Source organism: Mesorhizobium sp. LHD-90, assembly GCF_030929505.1.
Lineage (GTDB): Bacteria > Pseudomonadota > Alphaproteobacteria > Rhizobiales > Rhizobiaceae > Kumtagia.
Map to the genome: position 1 here is coordinate 197,499 of NZ_JAVFVV010000005.1, position 19,190 is coordinate 216,688.

Sequence of the window (19,190 nt, forward strand, 5' to 3'; positions counted from 1 at the left end):
CCGCCGTGTTGGCGGCATGAAGATCTCCATCGCCGTCCACAGCCACGTTGCGGACCGGCATGGCAGCCACAAAGACCGTTGCAGCAGGCACAGGCCCATGGCACTCGACGCAGATACTTTCGACCAGCTTCTTCGCACCGTCCGCCGCTTCGTGAAGGAACGGCTTGTCCCCATGGAAGGCGACGTCGCGCGCAACGACCGGATCCCCGACGAAATCCGGCGGGAGATGCGGGATCTGGGACTGTTCGGCCTCTCGATCCCCGTGGAATTCGGCGGGCTCGGCCTCAACATGGAGGAGGAGGTCCGTGTGGCCTTCGAACTTGGGCTGACCTCCCCGGCTTTCCGCTCCGTGATTGGCACCAACAACGGCATCGGCTCGCAGGGCCTTGTCATGGACGGAACGGAAGCGCAGAAGGCCGCCTATCTGCCGCGCCTGGCGACCGGCGAGATCATCAGTTCGTTTGCGCTGACCGAACCCGAAGCCGGCTCGGACGCCAGCTCCATCCGCACCACCGCCCGCCGCGACGGGGACGGCTATGTGCTGAACGGCACCAAGCGCTTCATCACCAACGCACCCTACGCCGGTCTGTTCACCGTGTTTGCCCGCACCGAGACCGAGGGCAAGCCAAAGGGGAGCGTGACCGCATTCCTGGTGGAGGCCGGCCTGCCGGGCCTGTCGCTCGGCAAGATCGACAAGAAGATGGGACAGGCCGGTTCGCACACCTGCGACGTGATCTTTGAGAACTGCCGCGTGCCGGCGTCCGCGGTTCTCGGTGACAAGGAAGGTCAAGGCTTTAAGACGGCGATGAAGGTCCTGGATCGGGGCCGGCTTCACATTTCCGCCTTCTGCGTGGGCGTGGCGGAACGGCTGATCGCCGACAGCCTGGCCTACGCCATGCAGCGCAGGCAATTCGGCCAGCCCATCGCGGAGTTCCAACTGATACAGGCGATGCTGGCGGATAGCCGGGCCGAATCCTATGCCGCGCGTTGCATGGTGCTGGAGACCGCGCGGGCGAAGGACCGCGAGGAGAATGTCTCCACCGAAGCGGCCTGCTGCAAGATGTTCGCCAGCGAAATGGTCGGACGCGTGGCGGATCGTGCGGTCCAAATCCACGGCGGTGCAGGATATATGGAGGAATACGGGATAGAACGCGCCTATCGCGACGTGCGTCTGTTCCGCATCTACGAAGGAACCACGCAGATCCAGCAGATCCTGATCGCGCGCAACATGATCAGGGAAGCAGCGGCGGCGGCCTGAAGCCCGAACCGACAGGATCGGTCGCCGCAAGCAGTCATGCCGCAGCCCAAGGCGGGCAAACCGGGCCCTGACCGGGCTGAAGATTCGGTACCCCTAACCCGAAAAAGTCGAACAAATTATCATTTGCAAAGAACTGCCTCCTCACCGTACCGTGCCAGCGGCAAGCATGGAGGCAGGCCCGGATGCAGGGCGGGCGGCAAATGAGGAACCGGGGCATCAGGCGCGTCCATGACCTTCTGGACGCGACCGAGCACCTGCTCGCCGAAAAGAGCAACGAGGATGTCAGCCTCGCGCAGATCGCCGACCATGCGGGCATTCCGCTTGCTTCGGTCTACCATTTCTTCCCCAACAGGAACGCCGCGTTCGTCGCGCTTGCCAGGCGTTTCAACGAGCACTTCTACCGCCTCGCAATTGAGCCGATGGACCCGCCGCCGACCTCATGGCAGGAGGTGGTCGCCACCAAGCAGCGGAACGGCGCCGCATTCCTGAATGCGCACCCGGCGGCGCTCCGCCTGTTCCTGGGGGCAGGTGTGAGCGTCGATGTCCGCGCCACGGACTGGGCCGGCAACGAGGCCGTCGCCCGGTCGCGTGTCAGGCTGCTGCAGGCCTATTTCCATCTCCCTTACATACGCGACTTTCAGACGAAGATCGCCGTGGCGCTGGCCCAGCAGGACGGCATATGGGCGTTCTCCTATGGCCGCTTCGGCTACATCACGCCCGAATTGGTCGCCGCCTCGACGGAAGCCTCCATAGCCTATCTGCGCATCTATCTGCCGGGACATCTCGAGCCGAAGATCGCCGACCGGCAGTCGCTGTCGGCTATCGACGTGCTGGCGGACCCGGACGGTTCGGACAACGAAGATTGTCGTTGAAAATCGATTTTTCTATCAATAGAGTTTGGCGATCGCTTTTCCGACCAGCCGATGGGTTTCACCATGCCGTCCAATATGACCGATACCAACGCGACGGATCTCGCGTACCACCTGCATTCCCAGACCAATCCGCAGACGCTGGCCCGCGATGGCGCCTACGTCGTCGTCAAGGGCGACGGCCCCCACGTCATCGACGAAAGCGGCAAGCGCTACATCGACGCGATGGCCGGGCTGTGGTGCGCGTCACTGGGATTCAACAACGCGCGGCTCGGACGGGCCGCCGCGGCCCAGTACGAACAATTGGGCTACTATCACAGCTTCTATGGGCGAACGAACCCGCAGGCCGCGGCGCTTAGCAAGAAACTTGTCGAATTGACGGGCATGAAGGACGGCAAGACGTTCTTCGTCACCTCAGGTTCGGAAGCCAATGAGACGATGGTGAAGCTCGCCTGGCTCTATCATGCCGGGCGCGGCAAGCCGACAAAACGCAAGATCATCGCGCGCGACCGCTCCTTCCACGGATCGACCATCGTGGCCAGTTCGATGTGCGGGCTCGAGATGATGCACCGGGAGTTCGGTCTGCCGCTGCCGGGCTTCCTCCATACGCTGCATCCGAACAACTATCGTGTCCGCCAGAAGGGCGAGAGCGAAGCCGATTTCGTGGCCCGGTTGGCGAACGAACTGGAGAACATGATCGTTCGTGAGGGGCCCGACAGCATCGCCGCCTTCATCGCGGAACCGGTGATGGCTGCCGGCGGCATCCTGCCGCCGCCGCAGGGCTATTTCCCCGCCATCCAGAAGGTGCTGGCGAAGTACGACATCCTTTGCCTCGACGACGAGGTCGTGTGCGGTTTCGGCCGTACGGGCAACTGGTTCGGCCGCGAGACGGTCGGCATGGTCCCGGACATGATGTCGCTCGCCAAAGGCATCACCTCGTCCTACTTCCCGCTCGCTGCGGTGGTCGTCTCGCCGAAAATCGTCGAGGCGGTCGAGCGCTACAATGAAGGCGGCACAGCCTTCGGCCATGGCTTTACCAATGCGGCGCACCCGGTGGGCGCGGCGGTGGCCTCGGAAACCGTCGCCATCTACGAGGAGGAGGACATCGTCGGTCGCGTGCGCAAGATGGGGCCGCTCCTCGGCAAGCGGCTGAAGCAGGCGACGGACGGCTCGCCCATCGTCGGCAACGTCCGCGGGGTCGGGTTGATGTACGGCGTCGAGCTGGTCGAGGATCCGTCCACCGGCGCGCCTTTCGCGCCGGCGCGGCAGATCGGCGCGCAGCTTGCCGCCAGAGCCTATGAGCACGGTCTGGTGGTTCGCGCCATGCGCGACACCATCGGTTTCTGCCCGCCCCTCATCATCGACGAAAAGCACATCGAGGAGATCGGCGGCAAGCTGGAAAAGGCGCTGCGGGACACCGAAAGGGCTATCCGGGAGAAGAGCATCTAGCCACCCGGCCAAGGCTGCGCCGCGTTTTCCGGACCGGTGCGCGGGCCCCGGGACATGCCGCAAAGCGCTTCCCGGGTCCGATTTCGATCCGGGGGCGCCACGGGAGGGACCCTCGGGTGCTGCCCATCCCTACCCCTCATGCTCCGGAGCGGCCGCATCAAAGGCGGCTATCCGATCGCAGGCAGCACGCATGCAAACCCGGCCGTCCCTCCTTACAAATGTCTACGCTTGCGCCTTCACGGCCTATGCCTGCTTTTCGATGTCGGATGCCTTCACGAAAGCAATTGAAGGTCCGCTGAACGTCTTCGAGATAGGCCTGTTCGAGAATCTTTTCGCGGCGCTGGTGGTGCTGGCAAGCCGCCACGAAAACGAGCGCTGGCTCGACTTCTGGAAGATGAAGCGGCCGTGGCTGGTTCATTTCCGGGCCGTATGCGGGGTGACGACGAGCGTCTGCGCCATCTACGCCTTCACCACCATTCCCCTCGTCGATGCCTATTCGCTGCTTTTCCTCGCGCCGTTCTTCGTCACCATCATGTCGGTGCTGGTTCTGCACGAATATGTCGGACCGTGGCGATGGCTGGCGGTCATTCTCGGTTTCTGTGGCGTGTTGCTGGCGGTCAAGCCGGGTTTCCAGGAATTGCATCCGGGGCATGTCGGCGCCGCGATCGCGGGATTTGCGACCGGCACGTCGATCATCATCATGCGCAAGCTCGGATCCACCGCCAAGAAAACGAGCATCCTGGGGACGCTGTTCGCCTATCTCATCCTGCTCAACGCGATCGGGACCGCGATCTGGGGTTTCAACCCCCCTTCCCCTCGCGACCTCCTCTTCATGGCCCTGTCGGGTCTGTGCGTGGGCCTCGGCCAGCTTGCCTTCGTCACCGCGGCGCGCAACGGCAATGCCAATCAGATCGCTCCGGTCGCCTACTCGCAACTGGGCTGGGCGATGCTGTTCGGCATCCTCCTGTTCGACGAGTATCCCGACCTGCTCGCGATACTGGGCATTGTCGTCATTGCCGGCGCCGGTCTGCTCACGGTGCTGCGCGAACGCGCGCGCAAGATCAAATCCGAGAACCCGTCGGGAATACGCTGAGCATACCGGACGGCTACGGCGTCCTCATTTTTGCCAGCGCCGCCGAAAACACGTCCGCCGCGCCGATCTTCCCGGGCTTCAGGAAGAGCGATATGCGCCTGTCGTCCAGCGAGATGCAGGACCCCGCGCCGAGCTCGTCGAACGGCAGCACCTGCATGCGCTGGATGCCGAGCGCTTCCACGACCGCGCCGGAGGTCTCGCCGCCTGAGACCACGAACTTGCGCACGCCGCGCTCCGCCAGCCCCTTGGCGACGGCGGCGAGTATCGCCTCGGCCTTGCGGGCCGCGCCCATCACGCCGAACAGCGCCTGCGCCTGCGCAACCTGTTCGAGGTCGCCCGCCACGGACAGCCCCACCGCCTTGCCACCGGCAAGGTGCAGGTTGGCCCAATCGAGCGCCTGGGCGGCCAGCCGGACCTCGTCGGCTTCGCGGATATCCACGTCCAGCATCGGATTCGCCTGGGCGAAGTGATTGCGCTGATTGATCGTGATCTCGCTGCAACTGCCGACCAGCACGGCCTCGCCGCCGGCGCCGCGAATCGCTTCGGTGCGGGCATGGGGCACGAAGCTCGACTCCGCCTCCCGCCACTGCATCGCCAGTTCGACGGCCAGGGCATCCGCGCCGGTGGCGACACGGTCGTGACGGAAGATCGCGGCGCCGCAGGCCACGTCGTCATTGTCGACGCAATCCATCAGAAAGTAGCGGACGCCCTTGTCCTGCTGCTCGCGGACATAGCCGCGCGCCGCTTCCACTCCGCCATGCAGCACCCGATGCGGCAGGAGGCCGACGGTTTGCCTCGTCTGCCGTTGCAGCACCCGCGCCATGTCGGGATCGTTCATCGGCGTGATCGGATCGAAGCGCTTGATCGACTCGGAGATCAGGCGGTCCTTGTAGAACATGTAGCCTTCATGCACGTAGGTGCGGAAATCCGGATAGCCAGGGCTGAACACCAGCCGATCCAAGCCATATCGCTGCATCAGGAAATCGGCGCAGGGGCCGATATTACCCGCGTCCGTCGAGTCGAAGGTGGAGCAATATTTGTAGAAGATCCGGCGCGTCCCGATGGCATCGAGCGCGGTCGTCAGAGCGCCCAGCTTCGCCACCGCGTCCGAGCTCGCCAGGAAGCGCAGCCTGGTCGCCACGACCACGACCTCCTGGTCGCCGATGTCGGGCAGAACGTCCGCATCCGAGACATACACGACAGGTATGCCGCGCCGCTCGAGCTGGCTTGCAACGAACAGCCCTCCGGTGAAGTCGTCGGCGATGACGGCAAATCTGACGCTCATGTGATCCCCTCCCCGTCCGCCGGCCTGCCCGGCGCATGCGGGAGGCCGACGCTGCCGGCTCCCGCCCGACCAGCTTCGCCGAATGCCTATTCGACCTGCAGGTGTGTGACGAACTTGGTGTTGAGGTAGGGCTCCAGGGCGTCCGCACCGCCCTCCGTACCGTAGCCCGAATCGTTGATGCCGCCGAACGGGACTTCCGGCAGCGCCAGGCCCAGATGATTGATCGACACCATGCCCGAACGGACGCCGTTCGACATCCTCGCGGCGCTTTCGGCCGACCGGGTGAAGCCGTAGGCGGCCAGGCCATAGTTCAGCCTGTTGGCCTCTTCCAGGGCTTCGTCCAAACCGCTGACCGGCACCATCAGCGCCACCGGACCAAACGGCTCCTCGTTCATGATGCGCGCGGCTTTCGGAACGTTGGACAGAACGGTCGGTTCATAAAAATATCCGGAATTGCCGATCCGCTTTCCCCCGGTGACGAGTTCGGCGCCGGATTGCACGGCCTCCTGCACCAGCGCGCCCACGGCTTCGACGCGACGCTCGCTGATCAGCGGCCCCATCATCGTGCCTTCGGCGAGGCCGTCGCCGACCTTGACCGCCTTGGTCAACGCCGCAAAACTGTCGACGAAGTCGCCATAGACGTTCTCGTCGACGAGGAAACGCGTCGGCGCAACGCAGACCTGGCCGGCGTTGCGGAACTTCGAACTGACCATCATTTTGGCGGCGCGCTGGACATCGGCATCCTTGAGCACGATCACCGGGGCATGGCCGCCGAGTTCCATGGTCGCCCGCTTCATGTGCTGGCCGGCGAGAGCCGCGAGTTGCTTGCCCACTGCGGTGGAGCCTGTGAACGAGATCTTCTTGATGACGGGATGCGGGATCAGATAGGCCGAAATCTCGGCGGGCACGCCGTAGACAAGATTGACGACGCCGGCCGGGATCCCGGCGTCGGCAAAGGCCCGGACGAGTTCAGCGGGAGACGCCGGCGTTTCCTCAGGGCCCTTGATGATGATGGAACAGCCGGTGGCGAGAGCCGCCGACAGCTTGCGGACAACCTGGTTGAGCGGGAAGTTCCAGGGCGTGAAGGCCGCGACCGGACCGACCGGCTCCTTCACCGCGATCTGGCTGACGCCCCCGAGACGGGCGGGAATCGTGCGGCCATAGGTGCGGCGGCCTTCCTCCGCGAACCAGTCGATCAGGTCGGCGGCGGCCAGCGTTTCCATCTTTGCTTCCGCAAGCGGCTTGCCCTGCTCGGCCGTCATCGCGCGGGCGATGGCGTCGGCGCGCTCGCGAACGAGTTCGGCCGCCTTGCGCATCAATTTGTAGCGCTCGAAGGGCGACGTCTTGCTCCAGACGGCGAAGCCCTGCTCGGCCGCCGCCAGCGCCTCGTCGAGATCAGCGGTTTCGGCTTGCGCGAGCCGGCCCAGAACGGATTCGGTCGCCGGGTTGACAATTGCCATCGTCTTGCCGGAAGCGGCGGGCTTCCATTGCCCGTTGATATGCAGCAAGACATGCTCGGGGTACGACACGATTACCAATCTCCTTGGGTGCAGAATTCAGAAAAGGTGCGGATGCCTCACCACGCCGGCTTTCGCCGGAGCCGTCTATAGAGCCTGCGCCACGAAACGAAGGCAGCAGTGATGCTGGTTCCCGTAGCCTTGATCCGACAGGGTATGGGGCGGGCTATGTTCCGTGGCGGGAGCCGGCTATCCCGCTCCGGCTGATAGTCGATTTTTTTCTCACTTTGGAACGTATCATCTCGGAGAGACGACTTCAATGTTCGAGGCCGCGAAACCGGAAATCTGACCCGCGACGAATTCGACCGCCCTGCGGCCGGAAGAAGCGAGCCTGCAAAAGGCTTTCCCGCCCGATGCCATAGCGGGCTCCTCCAGCATCGCGCAGCAGCGTGCCTCGGTTTCGGCTGGCGGGATGTCGCCAATTCACCATGCTCCGCGGCCGCGATGCACGACCCGCAGAAGCTCTCTATCAGGTCACCTATCGGGCCACGCAAAGAGTGGCGCCGGTCGAGTTCGTGGCATTTCGGTGGCATCTACCACAAAAAGCAAAGGCGGCGACCCGAAGGTCGCCGTGCCAAGCCTTTGATATTTCCTGGAAATTTGGAGCGGGCGAAGGGATTCGAACCCTCGACCCCAACCTTGGCAAGGTTGTGCTCTACCCCTGAGCTACACCCGCTCGCGCGGCGCAGGCGCCGCAAGCCGCGCCTATATGGCCGAAGAGGCGCGCGATTGCAACGGGAAAAAACGCGAAGGCGAAAGGTTCGCATTTTACGCGGCCGGCCGCTCGTCGACGTGCGCCCGTTGCTGCAATCCGGGCTGGAGCAATATCTGGTCCGGTCGGGCATCGCTGCAGCCTTGTGTCCCCGCCTCGCTTTGGCCATAAGACGCAGCACATTCCGGAAACGACAGCCGCCAATGCCCAAGACCCCTGACGAGCTTTTTGCCTTCCTGGATTCGCTGGGGATCTCGGTCGCCACGAAAAAGCATCCGCCGCTGTACACGGTCGCGGATTCGCAGGCGCTGCGCGGCGAGATCGCCGGTGGGCACACCAAGAACCTGTTCCTCAAGGACAAGAAGGACAATTTTTTCCTGGTGACGGTCGACGAGGAGGCTACGGTCGATCTGAAACAGATCCATCATCTGATCGGCGCGGCCGGCCGCGTCTCCTTCGGCAAGCCCGAAGCGCTGATGGAACTCCTCGGCGTCGCGCCGGGCGCGGTAACGGTGTTCGGACTGATCAACGACACACAGCACAAGGTCCGGCTGGTCCTCGACGAAAGCCTGATGCGGAACACGACCGTCAACGGTCACCCGCTGACCAACGAGGCGACGACCTCGATCGCCAGTGCCGACCTGCTGCGCTTCGTCCGCGCCACCGGACACGAGCCAGCCATCTTGAAAGTGACGGAAGGATAGCCACATGCTGGGCGGACCGGGCATGGAACGGACGCAAAGGCGGCGCGGGCCAAGCGGCGACAAAGAGAGCATCGAGGGAAGCCGCTTCGCGTTGCTGCCGGATCGGTGACTTAGCGGCGGATGAAGGGCTGGACATGAGCAAACAGGACAATCCCTACGCGGGCTCGACAGGTTCGTATGCGACCAGCGTCGAGTTCGGTGCGTCGCAAGGCGGCAACGGCGCGGCGGCATCCGATGCGGCGCCTGCCTACAAGGATACCACCACGGCAGGTTTTGCTGCCGACGTCATCCAGGAATCGCGAAAACAGCCGGTGCTCGTCGATTTCTGGGCGCCATGGTGCGGCCCCTGCAAACAGTTGGCGCCAGCGCTGGAGAAGGTGGTCCGGGCCTCCGGCGGCAAGGTCAAGCTGGTCAAGATGAATATCGACGACCATCCCTCGATTGCCGGGCAACTTGGCATCCAGTCGATCCCGGCGGTCATAGCCTTCAAGAACGGACAGCCGGTCGACGGTTTCATGGGCGCCGTTCCGGAAAGCCAGATCCGCGAGTTCATCGACCGCGTCGCCGGCAAGGGTGCGGGTCCGCAACTCGCCGAGGCGCTTGCGGCCGCCAAACAGGCGCGCGAGGCCGGCGACCTGCAGGCAGCGGCCGGCCTGTTCGACGCTGTGCTCGCCGAGCAGCCCGACAATGCCGATGCCATCGGCGGGCTGGCCGACGTGCTGCTGGAGGCCGGCGACCGCGCCGCCGCCGATGAACTGCTGGCGAGCGTGCCGGAGGACAAGAAGGACGCGCCGGCCATCGCCGCCGTGCGGGCCAGGATCGCGCTTGCCGACAAGGTCGCCGAATTGGGCGACCAGGCCGAGCTTGAGCGCCGCCTGGCCGCCGATCCGAAGGACCATCAGGCGCGTTTCGACCTCGCCATGATCCAGAATGCGCTCGGCCAGCGTACAGAGGCCGCCGACAATCTCTTGGCGATCGTCAAGGCCGATCGCACGTGGAAGGATGACGGCGCCCGCGCGCAACTGCTCCAGTTGTTCGAGGCTTGGGGTATGATGGACGAGGTGACGCTGGCCACCCGCCGCAAGCTCTCGTCGATCCTGTTTTCCTGACCGGGAGGACGGTCGGGCTTGCACAATGGGGCCGCTGCTCCAGATACCGGAGCAGCACCCGCAACGGAGGAATGGATGCAGGCGGGAAACGCCCATTACCGGCTTGCCTCGGATCTTCCCTCGATCATTCCGGTTTTTCCTCTGCCCGAGGCGCTGCTGCTGCCGGGCGGACGGATGCCGCTCAACATCTTCGAACCGCGCTACCTGCAACTGGTCGACGACGCGATGCGCGGCGACCGTGTCGTCGGCATGATGCAGCCGGCTCTCGACGGCTCGAAACGGCACGACGACGAGCCGGAACTGTGTGAAGTGGGCTGCATGGGGCGCATCATCTCGCTGTCTGAGACAGGCGACGGCCGCTATCTGATCTCGCTGCAAGGCATTTGCCGCTATCGTATCCTGCAGGAGCTGACGGTCAGGACGCCCTTCCGGCAGTGCCGGATCGCGCCATTCGTAGGCGATCTCGAGGAGGATCGCGGGGCTGGCGAGGTCAACCGACCGGCCTTGCTGAAGGCGTTTCGCGCCTATCTTCAGGCGAACGACCTGGAGGCGGACTGGGAAAGCGTCAGCCGCGCCGACAACACGATGCTGGTCAACGCCCTGTCGATGATGGCGCCATACGGGGCGGCCGAGAAACAGGCGCTGCTGGAGGCACCGGACCTGAAGACTCGCGCCGACACGCTGATCGCCATCACCGAGATGACGCTGGCGCGCGACAACGACGAGTTCGGCTCCAGCCTGCAATGAGAACTCCGGTGCGCGCCCATGCGTGACGAAGCCGACCGCAAGACGGTCGATGTCAAACTCCTTGAGCTGCTGGTCTGTCCGCTGACCAAGGGTCCGCTGACCTTCGACCGGGATAACTGCGAACTCGTCTCACGGGTGGCGAAGCTGGCTTACCCGATTCGCGACGGTATTCCGGTCATGCTGCCTTCGGAAGCGCGGCCGCTGACCGGCGAGGGTGTGCCTCAGGACAGGCCCGGAACGGCTTCCACATAAAACCTTCTGCGTCTGAACCGATACGTCGTGACCTCCGGCACCCGGCGCGCTTTATTGAAAATTGCGCCCCTTGGGCATCACGGAGCCCGCCTTGCGGGAAAGGATTTCCATATCTTCATAGGCTTGGTCCTGCGGACCTATCAGACGGGTCCCACGCGGATGGGAACTCACCTTGCCTTCTCCGATCCGGCGCACGACATCATCCATTCTTGCCGTTTCTTTAAATTGAGCCGCCTCTTCGGAAAGGGTGCCCAGCCACGGAGTTAAATCTTCCAAGCTGTCGGCAACGACGTGAATCACGTCTGATTCGGATTGCAGCCTGCCCTTCACTCTTACGAAGCGGGCGCCGAGCACGATGGGCCGGAACCGTTGAAAAATTTTCCTCCAGACGATGATGTTGGCTATGCCCGTCTCATCCTCGACGGTCATGAAGATGACGCCTTTTGCGGATCCGGGACGCTGTCGCACCAGAACGAGACCAGCGACGCAGACATGCGTTCCTGATGCGATGTGCTTGAGCGCAGCATTGTGCAGGACATGTTCCGCGTCCAGCCGATCGCGCAGAAACGACACCGGATGCGCCTTCAGGGAAAGCGACAAAGTTCTGTAATCGTGAATGACATGCTCGCCAAGAGGCATGACCGGCAGCGCCGTCGGCGGTTCGGTCTCGCGAAGAGGCAGAACCGGACGCTCGAAAAGCGGCAACCGCTCCGCCGCGCTGCCAGCATCCAAGGCACGCACCGCCCACAAGGCCTCGCGCCGGTCGATGCCGAGCGAACGGAACGCATCTGCGGCTGCAAGGCGCTCGATCACGGTCGCCGGCAGGCCGGAACGCAGCCAGAGATCCCGCACGGACTCGTACCCATCACCGCGCCTTTTGACGAGAAGGTCCATATCCTCCTCCGCCAGCCCCCTGATCTGCCGGAAGCCGAGACGAACGGCGCAACGGCTTCGGATCACCCCCCGCATCTCTTCATGGCGCTCAATGACTTTTGACCGATCGAAAACCGCATCTTCAAGCAGGCAGTCCCAAGCGGAAAAGTTCACGTCCACCGGGCATATTTCGACCCCATGCTCGCGCGCATCCCGAACGAGCTGTGCCGGCGCATAAAAACCCATCGGTTGGGAGTTGAGGATCGCGGCACAAAAGACATCCGGATAAAAGGTCTTGAACCAGGATGAAGCGTAGACCAAGAGCGCGAAAGAGGCCGCGTGGCTTTCCGGAAAGCCGTATTCGCCAAAACCTTCGATCTGCTTGAAGCAGCGTTCGGCAAAGTCGCGTTCATATCCGCGAGACACCATGCCTTCGATCATCCTGTCGCGATAGTTCCCGATGGTTCCCGTGCGCTTGAACGTCGCCATGGCGCGACGCAACTGATCGGCCTCGTCAGGCTCGAACCCTCCCGCCTCGATGGCAATTTTCATCGCCTGTTCCTGGAACAGGGGTACACCCAGCGTCTTTTCCAGAATCTTGCGCAATTCCGGCTTCGGATACTCCGGCTTCTCCTTGCCTTGTCTGCGCCGCAGATAGGGATGGACCATGTCGCCCTGGATCGGGCCGGGTCGGACGATCGCAACCTCGATGACCAGATCATAAAATTCGCGCGGCCTCAGTCTGGGCAGCATCGACATCTGCGCGCGCGATTCGATCTGGAAGACGCCGAGCGTGTCGGCCCGGCAGATCATGTCGTAGACGTGCGAATCTTCCGCTGGCAGCGTAGCGAGCCGAAGCGGGCGGCCATGATCGTCGCTGACTTGGTATTGGCTTTCAAGCAGAGAAAAGGCCCGGCGCAGACAGGACAGCATTCCAAGCGCGAGGATATCCACCTTCAGGATTTTTACGGCGTCGAGATCATCCTTATCCCACTCGACCATCTTCCGTTCGGGCATCGCCGTCTTCATGATCGGCACGATCTCATCAAGACGATCGCGCGTGATAACGAAACCGCCGACATGCTGAGAGAGGTGACGGGGAAAACCCAAAATCTCGTTGGCCCGGGCGATAACGTGGCGCGTCACCGGATCGGCCTGATCGAGACCACCCGCCTTCGCTTCCCGTCCGCCTAGCGTCGCGGAAGACCAGCCCCAGATCGATCCCGATAGCGCGCCGCGCACGTCATCCGACAGACCCATTGCCTTGGCAACCTCACGCAGCGCGGATCGTCCACGATAGGTGACGACGGAAGCAGCGAGAGCGGTCCGTTTGGAACTGTATTTTTCGTAGATATAAGCAATGACCTCGTCGCGACGATCATGCTCAAAATCGACGTCGATATCAGGCGGCTCACCGCGCTTTTCCGAAATGAAACGCTCGAAAAGACAGTCGATGATGTCGGGTCCGACATCCGTAATACCGATACAGTAGCAAATGACGGAGTTGGCCGCGGAGCCACGCCCTTGACAGAGGATATTCACGGAACGTGCAAATTTGACGATGTCGTATACGGTCAGAAAATAACGCGCATAATTCAGCTTTTCCACGATATTCAGTTCATGGCGGATGAAATCCTTGACGTGTTCGGGGACACCTTTTGGATAACGGTCATTCGCTCCCTCCCAGGTCAACCTTTCGAGCTCGGCTTGCGGTGCAAGGCCGGATGCGGTTGCTTCGTCGGGATAGTTGTACTCAAGATCCTTGAGGGAAAATTCGAGCGTTTCGCCAAATCGCAGCGTCTCCGTCAATGCTTGCGGATATCGGCGGAAAAGCCGCGCCATCTCGAAAGGCAACTTCAGATGTCGTTCGGCATTCGCCTGCAGTTCAAGTCCGGCCTCGGAAACCGGCACGTTGAGCCGGATCGCGGTGAGGACATCCTGCAAGGGCCGGCGGTTCGCCTTGTGATAGAGGACATTGTTCACCGCCATCAACGGGATAGCTGCGGCCGCAGCCATGGCTCCCGCTTGAGCCAGCCTGAATTCGTCGTCCCCACAATAGGCCGGTGAAGCGCCAAGCCAGATGGCTCCTTCGAAGCGGTCACGCAGTAGTTTGAGGAACGAAAGTGCGACTTCGGGATCGTTTTCGTCATCTGGAAGGACCGCCAGCGACAAATCCTGCCCCCACTCCAGGATGTCGCCCCGATAGAGGACCGAAGCGCCTTTCTCGCTTTCCGGCCGCAGATTGGCTTCCGTCAGCAGACGGCAAAGATGTCCCCATCCCCTTCTGTTTCGTGGATAGGCGAGGATATCAGGCGTACCGTCGGAAAAGACGAGTCGGCTGCCGGGATGATAGGCGATCCTGCCAGCTTTCGATTGCTGCCATGCCCGTACAACACCGGCCACCGTATTGCGGTCGGCAAGGCCGATCGCCGCGAGTCCAAGCCGTTCGGCCGTGACAACCAGTTCTTCTGGCTTCGAGGCACCATGCAAGAAAGAGAAGTTCGACTGAACCGCGAACTCAGCGTAGGCCGGCGAGGCGATCGCGTTCATGGAAAGACGCCCTGCATGAACCAGCGTGGAGATGTGTCGGGCATATCCTCTGAATTCTGTCTATAAATCCAATAACGGCGGCCTTCTTCGTCCTCGACCCTGAAATAGTCGCGCGCGGCGGCATCCGTTTGGTCACGCCACCATTCCGGAGCGATCCGCTCCGGTCCTTCCGAGCGGACGACGCGATAGGAGGCACGACGCCATTCAAAACGCATGGATGGCTGTCCCACTGCTGCCTCGAAAGTAACCTCCACCCATTCGGGAGGACTGAAAAGACGAATCGGGCGATCCTTCGCGACACGCTGCCGGGACGCAGGAACTATCTTTTCAACTGGCTTGGAGCCCTTGGAGAACCTTGTGCAAGGCTCAGAAACCACCGCCCGTTCAGGAATATGGCTTTCCACCAGATATGGCTGCCGGACAGCCCCATCCCCAAGACGCGCCCGCACACGGTCGGCAAACAGGGCGATATCGGCGGCTGGATCCGATAAGCCGCCATCGAAATCAGGCTGCGCCGCGTCAAGACTCGCCACAACCAGCACGCTGAGCCGCACCAGATCGAAGCCGTAACCCGCGTCGATCGCCATTTCGAGCGCAGTTAGCCTTTCATGAAAGAGTTTCTGTATGAGTTTCGGCTCACGCACCGGCCGTGAGGCCCCGACGGTGATCCGGCTCACCGCGCCATCGACCCGAAAAAGACTGAGTTGGAGTCTTTCGGCCCCTTCCCCACGCCGTTCCAGGTCGATCTTCAGCTGGCGTGACAGCAAGGCGACAAGCGCCTCGATATCGTCCAGCCTGACAATCGGCTCGGAAAGCGGCCGTTCCGTCGAAAGCGGCGGCACGGGCAGGCGGGGCGAGATCGCCTCCTGCACGCGGCCCAGCGCCTGGTCGAGCCGCAGCACGACCTCCTTGCCGAACCGACGCACAAGCGGGGCGCGGGGCGCGGACATGATCGCGCCCGAGGTCCGGAGCCCGACGCTTTCAAGACCGCCGCGGATTTCGGATGGCAACCGCAGCGCCGCAAGCGGCAGCGGCGCCAGCAATTCCTCCTCTTCGCCCGGAGCGACGATCAGATCTCCGCCGAAGCGCGCCGCCGCCCAGGCAGCACCAGGCGTCGAGGCGAGGCCGGCGCGGATTTCAAAACCCTGATGGAAGAAACGGGAGAGCAGGTCGTCCATCATGCCGCGCTCACCGCCGAACAGATGCGCACAGCCGGTGATGTCGAGGAAAAGCCCGTCCGTTCCGTCGAGCGCCACCAGCGGCGTGTAGCGGTCGCACCAGTCGGAGAGCCCTTCCAGCAGGCGCCGATCGGCCTCCGGCTCGGCCTCGACCACCTCGATGTTGGGGTGCATGGCACACGCCTCGCCGACGCCCATGCCGGGTTTGAGCTTCAATGCCCTAGCCAACGCGTCGAGCGCGGCGACGCGCTGGGTGTTGCTGTCGCGCCGGCTCAGCACCAGCGGCGTCGCCTTGACGCTCCGGGAACGCCACGATCTCCCGAAGCGCTGGCGGCGCAGCCTGTCCGTCGGCAAATAGGGAAACCACAACGCCAGTATCCTTTGCGGGCTGGTCGCGTCTTTCCTGGAATGCATCATTGTTCCACTCCAGTGTGAATGCGGCGGGGATGGCGGTACGGCTCTTGCTGACGGTGATCTGAAAGGCCGGCGGACCGATCGAGCCGGCGAGCGGTCCCGCCAGGGTTAAGCGCGTCGCGGCCGGCGCCGGCGCCACCAGCAGGCGGACCGGCGCGGCTGTCGGTTCCGGTTCGCTAGCCGCGCGGACGAGGAAGAGTGGGCGCCCCGCCAGCAGCGCGCGCCGATGCAGGCGGCGGGTCGCCGTCAGGTCGAGGGCGGGCGAAGAGCCGCGAATTTCGAGCAGGACGGCAAGGAAGGCGTCGAGGCGCGCCGCTTCCTCGGCGATCCACAGGGCATCGAGTAGCTTGTCCGCCTCGGCGATCAGCAGATTTTCTGGTTGAAGGCCGAAACGCGCCGCAAGCCCCGGCGCATAAGGCCTACCCGCCTCGCGAAAGATTTCCGACGTGCCGATCCACAGCAGCGGCGCGGCGGCCTCCGGCGCTGGCAGCAGGCGAAGCAGCGCCAGCACGAAACCCGCCGCCGCGCCGGCTTCGCGCACCGCGCCGGCGTGCACCTCGATCAGTCCGGCCGATGGGAGGCCGCCGCTCAGTGCGGCGTCGAGGCGCTCCACGCCCGTGCGCAGCACGGCCGGGCCGGAGACGCGGCGCGGCGCGATACCGGTCACCTCTTGCGTTTCATCGAAACGCTCGGCCAGCCGGCCTTCTATCTTCGCGATTTTATGACGCAGGTCGCGCACGACATCCCGCGCCACGGCCATAGACGCCATGACGGTCATCCGATCGGAGAATGTTCCTGTTATGTTCATATAGATTCCAGAGCCCACCCGAAGAGTCAAGCGCATCCGGTCAAGAATTTATTCCTCTGGCGTGTACATTTCCCGCTTGTCCACGCAAGGCCCTCGAAACCAGCGGTCCAAAAGGCTATATGCGCCGGGAAAAAGGATGAGGAATGGCCCGCATCTATCAGACCCGCGCCTGGCACGACCAGCTTTCGCCGTCGATCGAGGAATTCGAGCTGATGGCGCTGGAGGCCTATGCCCACCTGCCGGAGGATTTCCGCAAGCTGACCGGCGAGGTGGTCATCCAGATCGCCGAGTTCCCGACCGACGAGATCATGGACGATTTGTCGCTGGAGACGCCCTTCGACCTGCTCGGCCTGTTCGAGGGGCGCGGCATCGCCGAACGCTGGAACCCGGCGACCGGCGAGGGGCCGAACCGCGTCACCCTCTATCGCCGCGCCATCCTCGACTACTGGGCCGAGAACGAGGAGACGCTGGGCTCGATCGTCAACCACGTGCTGATCCACGAGATCGGCCACCATTTCGGCCTCTCCGACGACGACATGGAAAAGATCGAGGAGGGCGTCGAGTAGTAGCCCCTGTCGTTCATCCCGTCGCGGCGGGTGCGTAACGGCTGCCGAGCGAATAGCTTCCGTAGGTGAAGGTGTTGACGGTGGCGATCACCGGCCCCGACCAGGTGCGCCGGTGGAGCAGCAGGCAAGGCTCGCCCGGCCTGATCGCCAGGTGGCGGGCGCTGAAGGCGTCGGCCGGCACGGCGGAGATCACATGCTCGACCTCGGTCAGCGGCGTCGCCCGCTGCAGGTAGTCATAGGTGGTGATCTCGGAAAAATCCTGCCGGTGATAGTCCGGCGCCAGCGCCGCATTGACGAAACGCTCCTCCAGTTGCACCGGCACGTCGTTCTCGAAATGCACGACGATCGAATGCGCGACCGGCCGCCGCCGGTCGAATTCGAAGGCGGCGATCAGTTCCGGCTCGGGCTCGGCGATCAGCTCGAGCAGCATCATTTCGGCGCGGTGGCGGCTGCCCCGCGCGCGGATCTCGCTGGCGATGTTAGCAATCTCGATCAGCGTCGACTGCGGTTTCGGCGGCGCGACGAAAGTGCCGACCCCCTGGATGCGCAGCAGATGGCCTTCCGAGGTCAGCTCGCGCAGCGCCCGATGCACCGTCATGCGCGACACGCCGAGCGCGCTCACCAGCTCGTTTTCCGACGGCAGGCGCCGGTCCTTCGCCCATCTGCCGCTGCCGATATTGGCAAGGACAAAATCCTTGACCTTTTCGTAAAGCGGGCTCGCTGTATCCGGTAGGCCGACCGCCGGCTCGTGCGTGTCAGACTCGTCGCGGTCGGTCATGGCGAAAACCCTTCACCGACCATGCGGACGATCGTCTTCAGTCCGGTGCTTTGGCCCGCGAGCAGCCGCCGGTAGGCGGCGGGGATGTCGTCGATGCCGATCTCCTCATCGATCAGCCGCAGAAGCTGCGGCTGGAGCGTCGGCAGCAGACCGACGGCTTCGGGGAGTTCATCGGCATAGGCATGGCAGCCGGCCAGCGAAATCTCGCGCTCGACCAGCAGGTTGGGGTCGAGGTCAAGACGGCCGTGGGCGATGCCGACTAGCCCGAGCGTGCCGCCGCCCGCGAGCAGGTCGATGAGCGCAAGAATCGCCGGCACGCTGCCGGTCGCATCCAGCGCATGGCGCGGCGGGCGGTCGCCAAGAACGGCCGCGACCGACGCCTTGTCCAAGCCGACGGCGCTCGCCCCGGTCACGTCGGCGACGCGTTTCGCCCGCGCCTCGTTGCGGTCCACGACCAGCACCGGTCCGTCATGCAGGTGCGACAGAAGCAGCGCGGCAAACCCGCCGATCGGGCCGCAGCCGGCGATCAGTGCAGGTTCGTCTTTCGGCATGCTTAGCCGGCGAATGGCATGCAGCGCCACCGCGACAGGCTCAGCCATCGCCGCCACTCGCGGATCGAGCGCGGGGTCGTGGCGGACGAGCAGCCGTGCTGGCAGGGCCGCCTCCTCGGCGAAACCGCCGTCACAGACCTCGCCGACGAAACCCAGCGTCTCGCAGACATTTTTGCGCCCCGCACGGCAGTTCGCGCAGGCACCGCACCAGAAGCGCGAATCGGCGACGACATGATCGCCCGGTGAAAATTCCGCCACGCCCTCGCCGACAACCGTGACCACGCCGGCGAGTTCGTGGCCGGCCGTGCTCGGGCTGCGCGAGATCCACTGACCGGTGCGGAAATTGTGCAGGTCCGAGCCGCAGATGCCTGCCGTGACGACCTTCAGGCGCACCCAGCCGGGTTCCGGCTCAGCCGGAGACGCAACGTCCTCGACGCGCAGATCGCCGGCCGCGTAAAGCCTCGCCGCCTTCATTGC

At 63.8% G+C, this 19,190-nt stretch carries 16 protein-coding genes and 1 tRNA gene; 9 read left to right on the top strand and 8 right to left on the bottom strand.

What is annotated here, in order from left to right; all coding sequences use genetic code 11:
* Window positions 1–97 precede the first annotated feature (97 nt).
* The 4 genes from RB623_RS08705 (at window position 98) to RB623_RS08720 (ending at window position 4,669) form a co-directional block, all read left to right on the top strand.
* Window positions 98–1,258: an acyl-CoA dehydrogenase family protein gene (locus tag RB623_RS08705; RefSeq protein ID WP_308056386.1), complete on the top strand. Its 1,161-nt coding sequence runs from the start codon at window positions 98–100 to the stop codon at window positions 1,256–1,258.
* A 200-nt stretch (window positions 1,259–1,458) separates the two neighbouring features.
* The gene (locus RB623_RS08710; protein ID WP_308056387.1) at window positions 1,459–2,130 is read left to right on the top strand and encodes a TetR/AcrR family transcriptional regulator; all 672 of its coding nucleotides are present in this window, start codon (window positions 1,459–1,461) and stop codon (window positions 2,128–2,130) included.
* A gap of 51 nt (window positions 2,131–2,181) precedes the next feature.
* Window positions 2,182–3,576 carry an aminotransferase gene (locus tag RB623_RS08715; RefSeq protein ID WP_308056388.1) on the top strand — a complete coding sequence of 465 codons (1,395 nt, stop codon included), beginning with the start codon at window positions 2,182–2,184 and terminating at the stop codon, window positions 3,574–3,576.
* A gap of 190 nt (window positions 3,577–3,766) precedes the next feature.
* Window positions 3,767–4,669, top strand: a complete 903-nt coding sequence (locus RB623_RS08720) for a DMT family transporter (protein ID WP_308056389.1) — start codon at window positions 3,767–3,769, stop codon at window positions 4,667–4,669.
* Window positions 4,670–4,682: 13 nt separating this feature from the next.
* On the opposite strand, the gene RB623_RS08725 is transcribed toward RB623_RS08720, so the two are convergent.
* The 3 genes from RB623_RS08725 to RB623_RS08735 all read right to left on the bottom strand — a co-directional run bounded on the left by RB623_RS08725 (window position 4,683) and on the right by RB623_RS08735 (window position 8,147).
* Complete coding sequence (locus tag RB623_RS08725) at window positions 4,683–5,954, bottom strand: four-carbon acid sugar kinase family protein (RefSeq protein ID WP_308056390.1); 1,272 nt, start codon at window positions 5,952–5,954, stop codon at window positions 4,683–4,685.
* Between the two features lie 86 nt (window positions 5,955–6,040).
* Window positions 6,041–7,486, bottom strand: coding sequence for an NAD-dependent succinate-semialdehyde dehydrogenase (locus RB623_RS08730; protein WP_374121659.1), 1,446 nt, complete (start codon window positions 7,484–7,486; stop codon window positions 6,041–6,043).
* A gap of 586 nt (window positions 7,487–8,072) precedes the next feature.
* A tRNA-Gly gene (locus RB623_RS08735) sits at window positions 8,073–8,147 on the bottom strand.
* Window positions 8,148–8,386: 239 nt separating this feature from the next.
* Between RB623_RS08735 and RB623_RS08740 the strand changes: the two genes are divergently transcribed.
* The 4 genes from RB623_RS08740 to RB623_RS08755 all read left to right on the top strand — a co-directional run bounded on the left by RB623_RS08740 (window position 8,387) and on the right by RB623_RS08755 (window position 10,995).
* On the top strand, window positions 8,387–8,887 hold the full coding sequence (locus tag RB623_RS08740) for a prolyl-tRNA synthetase associated domain-containing protein (RefSeq protein WP_308056392.1): 501 nt from the start codon (window positions 8,387–8,389) through the stop codon (window positions 8,885–8,887).
* A gap of 134 nt (window positions 8,888–9,021) precedes the next feature.
* A complete protein-coding gene (trxA, locus tag RB623_RS08745) occupies window positions 9,022–9,996 on the top strand; it encodes a thioredoxin (protein WP_308056393.1) in 975 nt (324 codons plus the stop codon).
* A gap of 75 nt (window positions 9,997–10,071) precedes the next feature.
* Complete coding sequence (locus tag RB623_RS08750; RefSeq protein ID WP_308056394.1) at window positions 10,072–10,743, top strand: LON peptidase substrate-binding domain-containing protein; 672 nt, start codon at window positions 10,072–10,074, stop codon at window positions 10,741–10,743.
* Between the two features lie 18 nt (window positions 10,744–10,761).
* Entirely contained in the window at window positions 10,762–10,995 is a 234-nt protein-coding gene (locus tag RB623_RS08755) for a Trm112 family protein (RefSeq protein ID WP_308056395.1), read from the top strand.
* A gap of 51 nt (window positions 10,996–11,046) precedes the next feature.
* On the opposite strand, the gene RB623_RS08760 is transcribed toward RB623_RS08755, so the two are convergent.
* The 3 genes from RB623_RS08760 to RB623_RS08770 are packed head-to-tail and all read right to left on the bottom strand — an operon-like array spanning window position 11,047 to window position 16,749.
* Window positions 11,047–14,418: an error-prone DNA polymerase gene (locus tag RB623_RS08760; protein WP_308056396.1), complete on the bottom strand. Its 3,372-nt coding sequence runs from the start codon at window positions 14,416–14,418 to the stop codon at window positions 11,047–11,049.
* Window positions 14,415–15,875: a DNA polymerase Y family protein gene (locus tag RB623_RS08765; RefSeq protein ID WP_308056397.1), complete on the bottom strand. Its 1,461-nt coding sequence runs from the start codon at window positions 15,873–15,875 to the stop codon at window positions 14,415–14,417. Before RB623_RS08765 ends, RB623_RS08760 begins: the two co-directional genes overlap by 4 nt.
* Complete coding sequence (locus RB623_RS08770; protein ID WP_308056398.1) at window positions 15,817–16,749, bottom strand: hypothetical protein; 933 nt, start codon at window positions 16,747–16,749, stop codon at window positions 15,817–15,819. The genes RB623_RS08765 and RB623_RS08770 overlap by 59 nt, the downstream gene beginning before the upstream one ends.
* A 212-nt stretch (window positions 16,750–16,961) precedes the next feature.
* Between RB623_RS08770 and RB623_RS08775 the strand changes: the two genes are divergently transcribed.
* Window positions 16,962–17,384, top strand: a complete 423-nt coding sequence (locus RB623_RS08775; RefSeq protein WP_308056399.1) for a metallopeptidase family protein — start codon at window positions 16,962–16,964, stop codon at window positions 17,382–17,384.
* Between the two features lie 13 nt (window positions 17,385–17,397).
* Here the strand turns inward: RB623_RS08775 and hutC are convergent, their stop codons facing one another.
* Window positions 17,398–18,162 carry a histidine utilization repressor gene (hutC, locus tag RB623_RS08780; protein ID WP_308056400.1) on the bottom strand — a complete coding sequence of 255 codons (765 nt, stop codon included), beginning with the start codon at window positions 18,160–18,162 and terminating at the stop codon, window positions 17,398–17,400.
* Window positions 18,159–19,187: a zinc-binding dehydrogenase gene (locus tag RB623_RS08785; RefSeq protein ID WP_308056401.1), complete on the bottom strand. Its 1,029-nt coding sequence runs from the start codon at window positions 19,185–19,187 to the stop codon at window positions 18,159–18,161. The genes hutC and RB623_RS08785 overlap by 4 nt, the downstream gene beginning before the upstream one ends.
* Window positions 19,188–19,190: the final 3 nt, after the last annotated feature.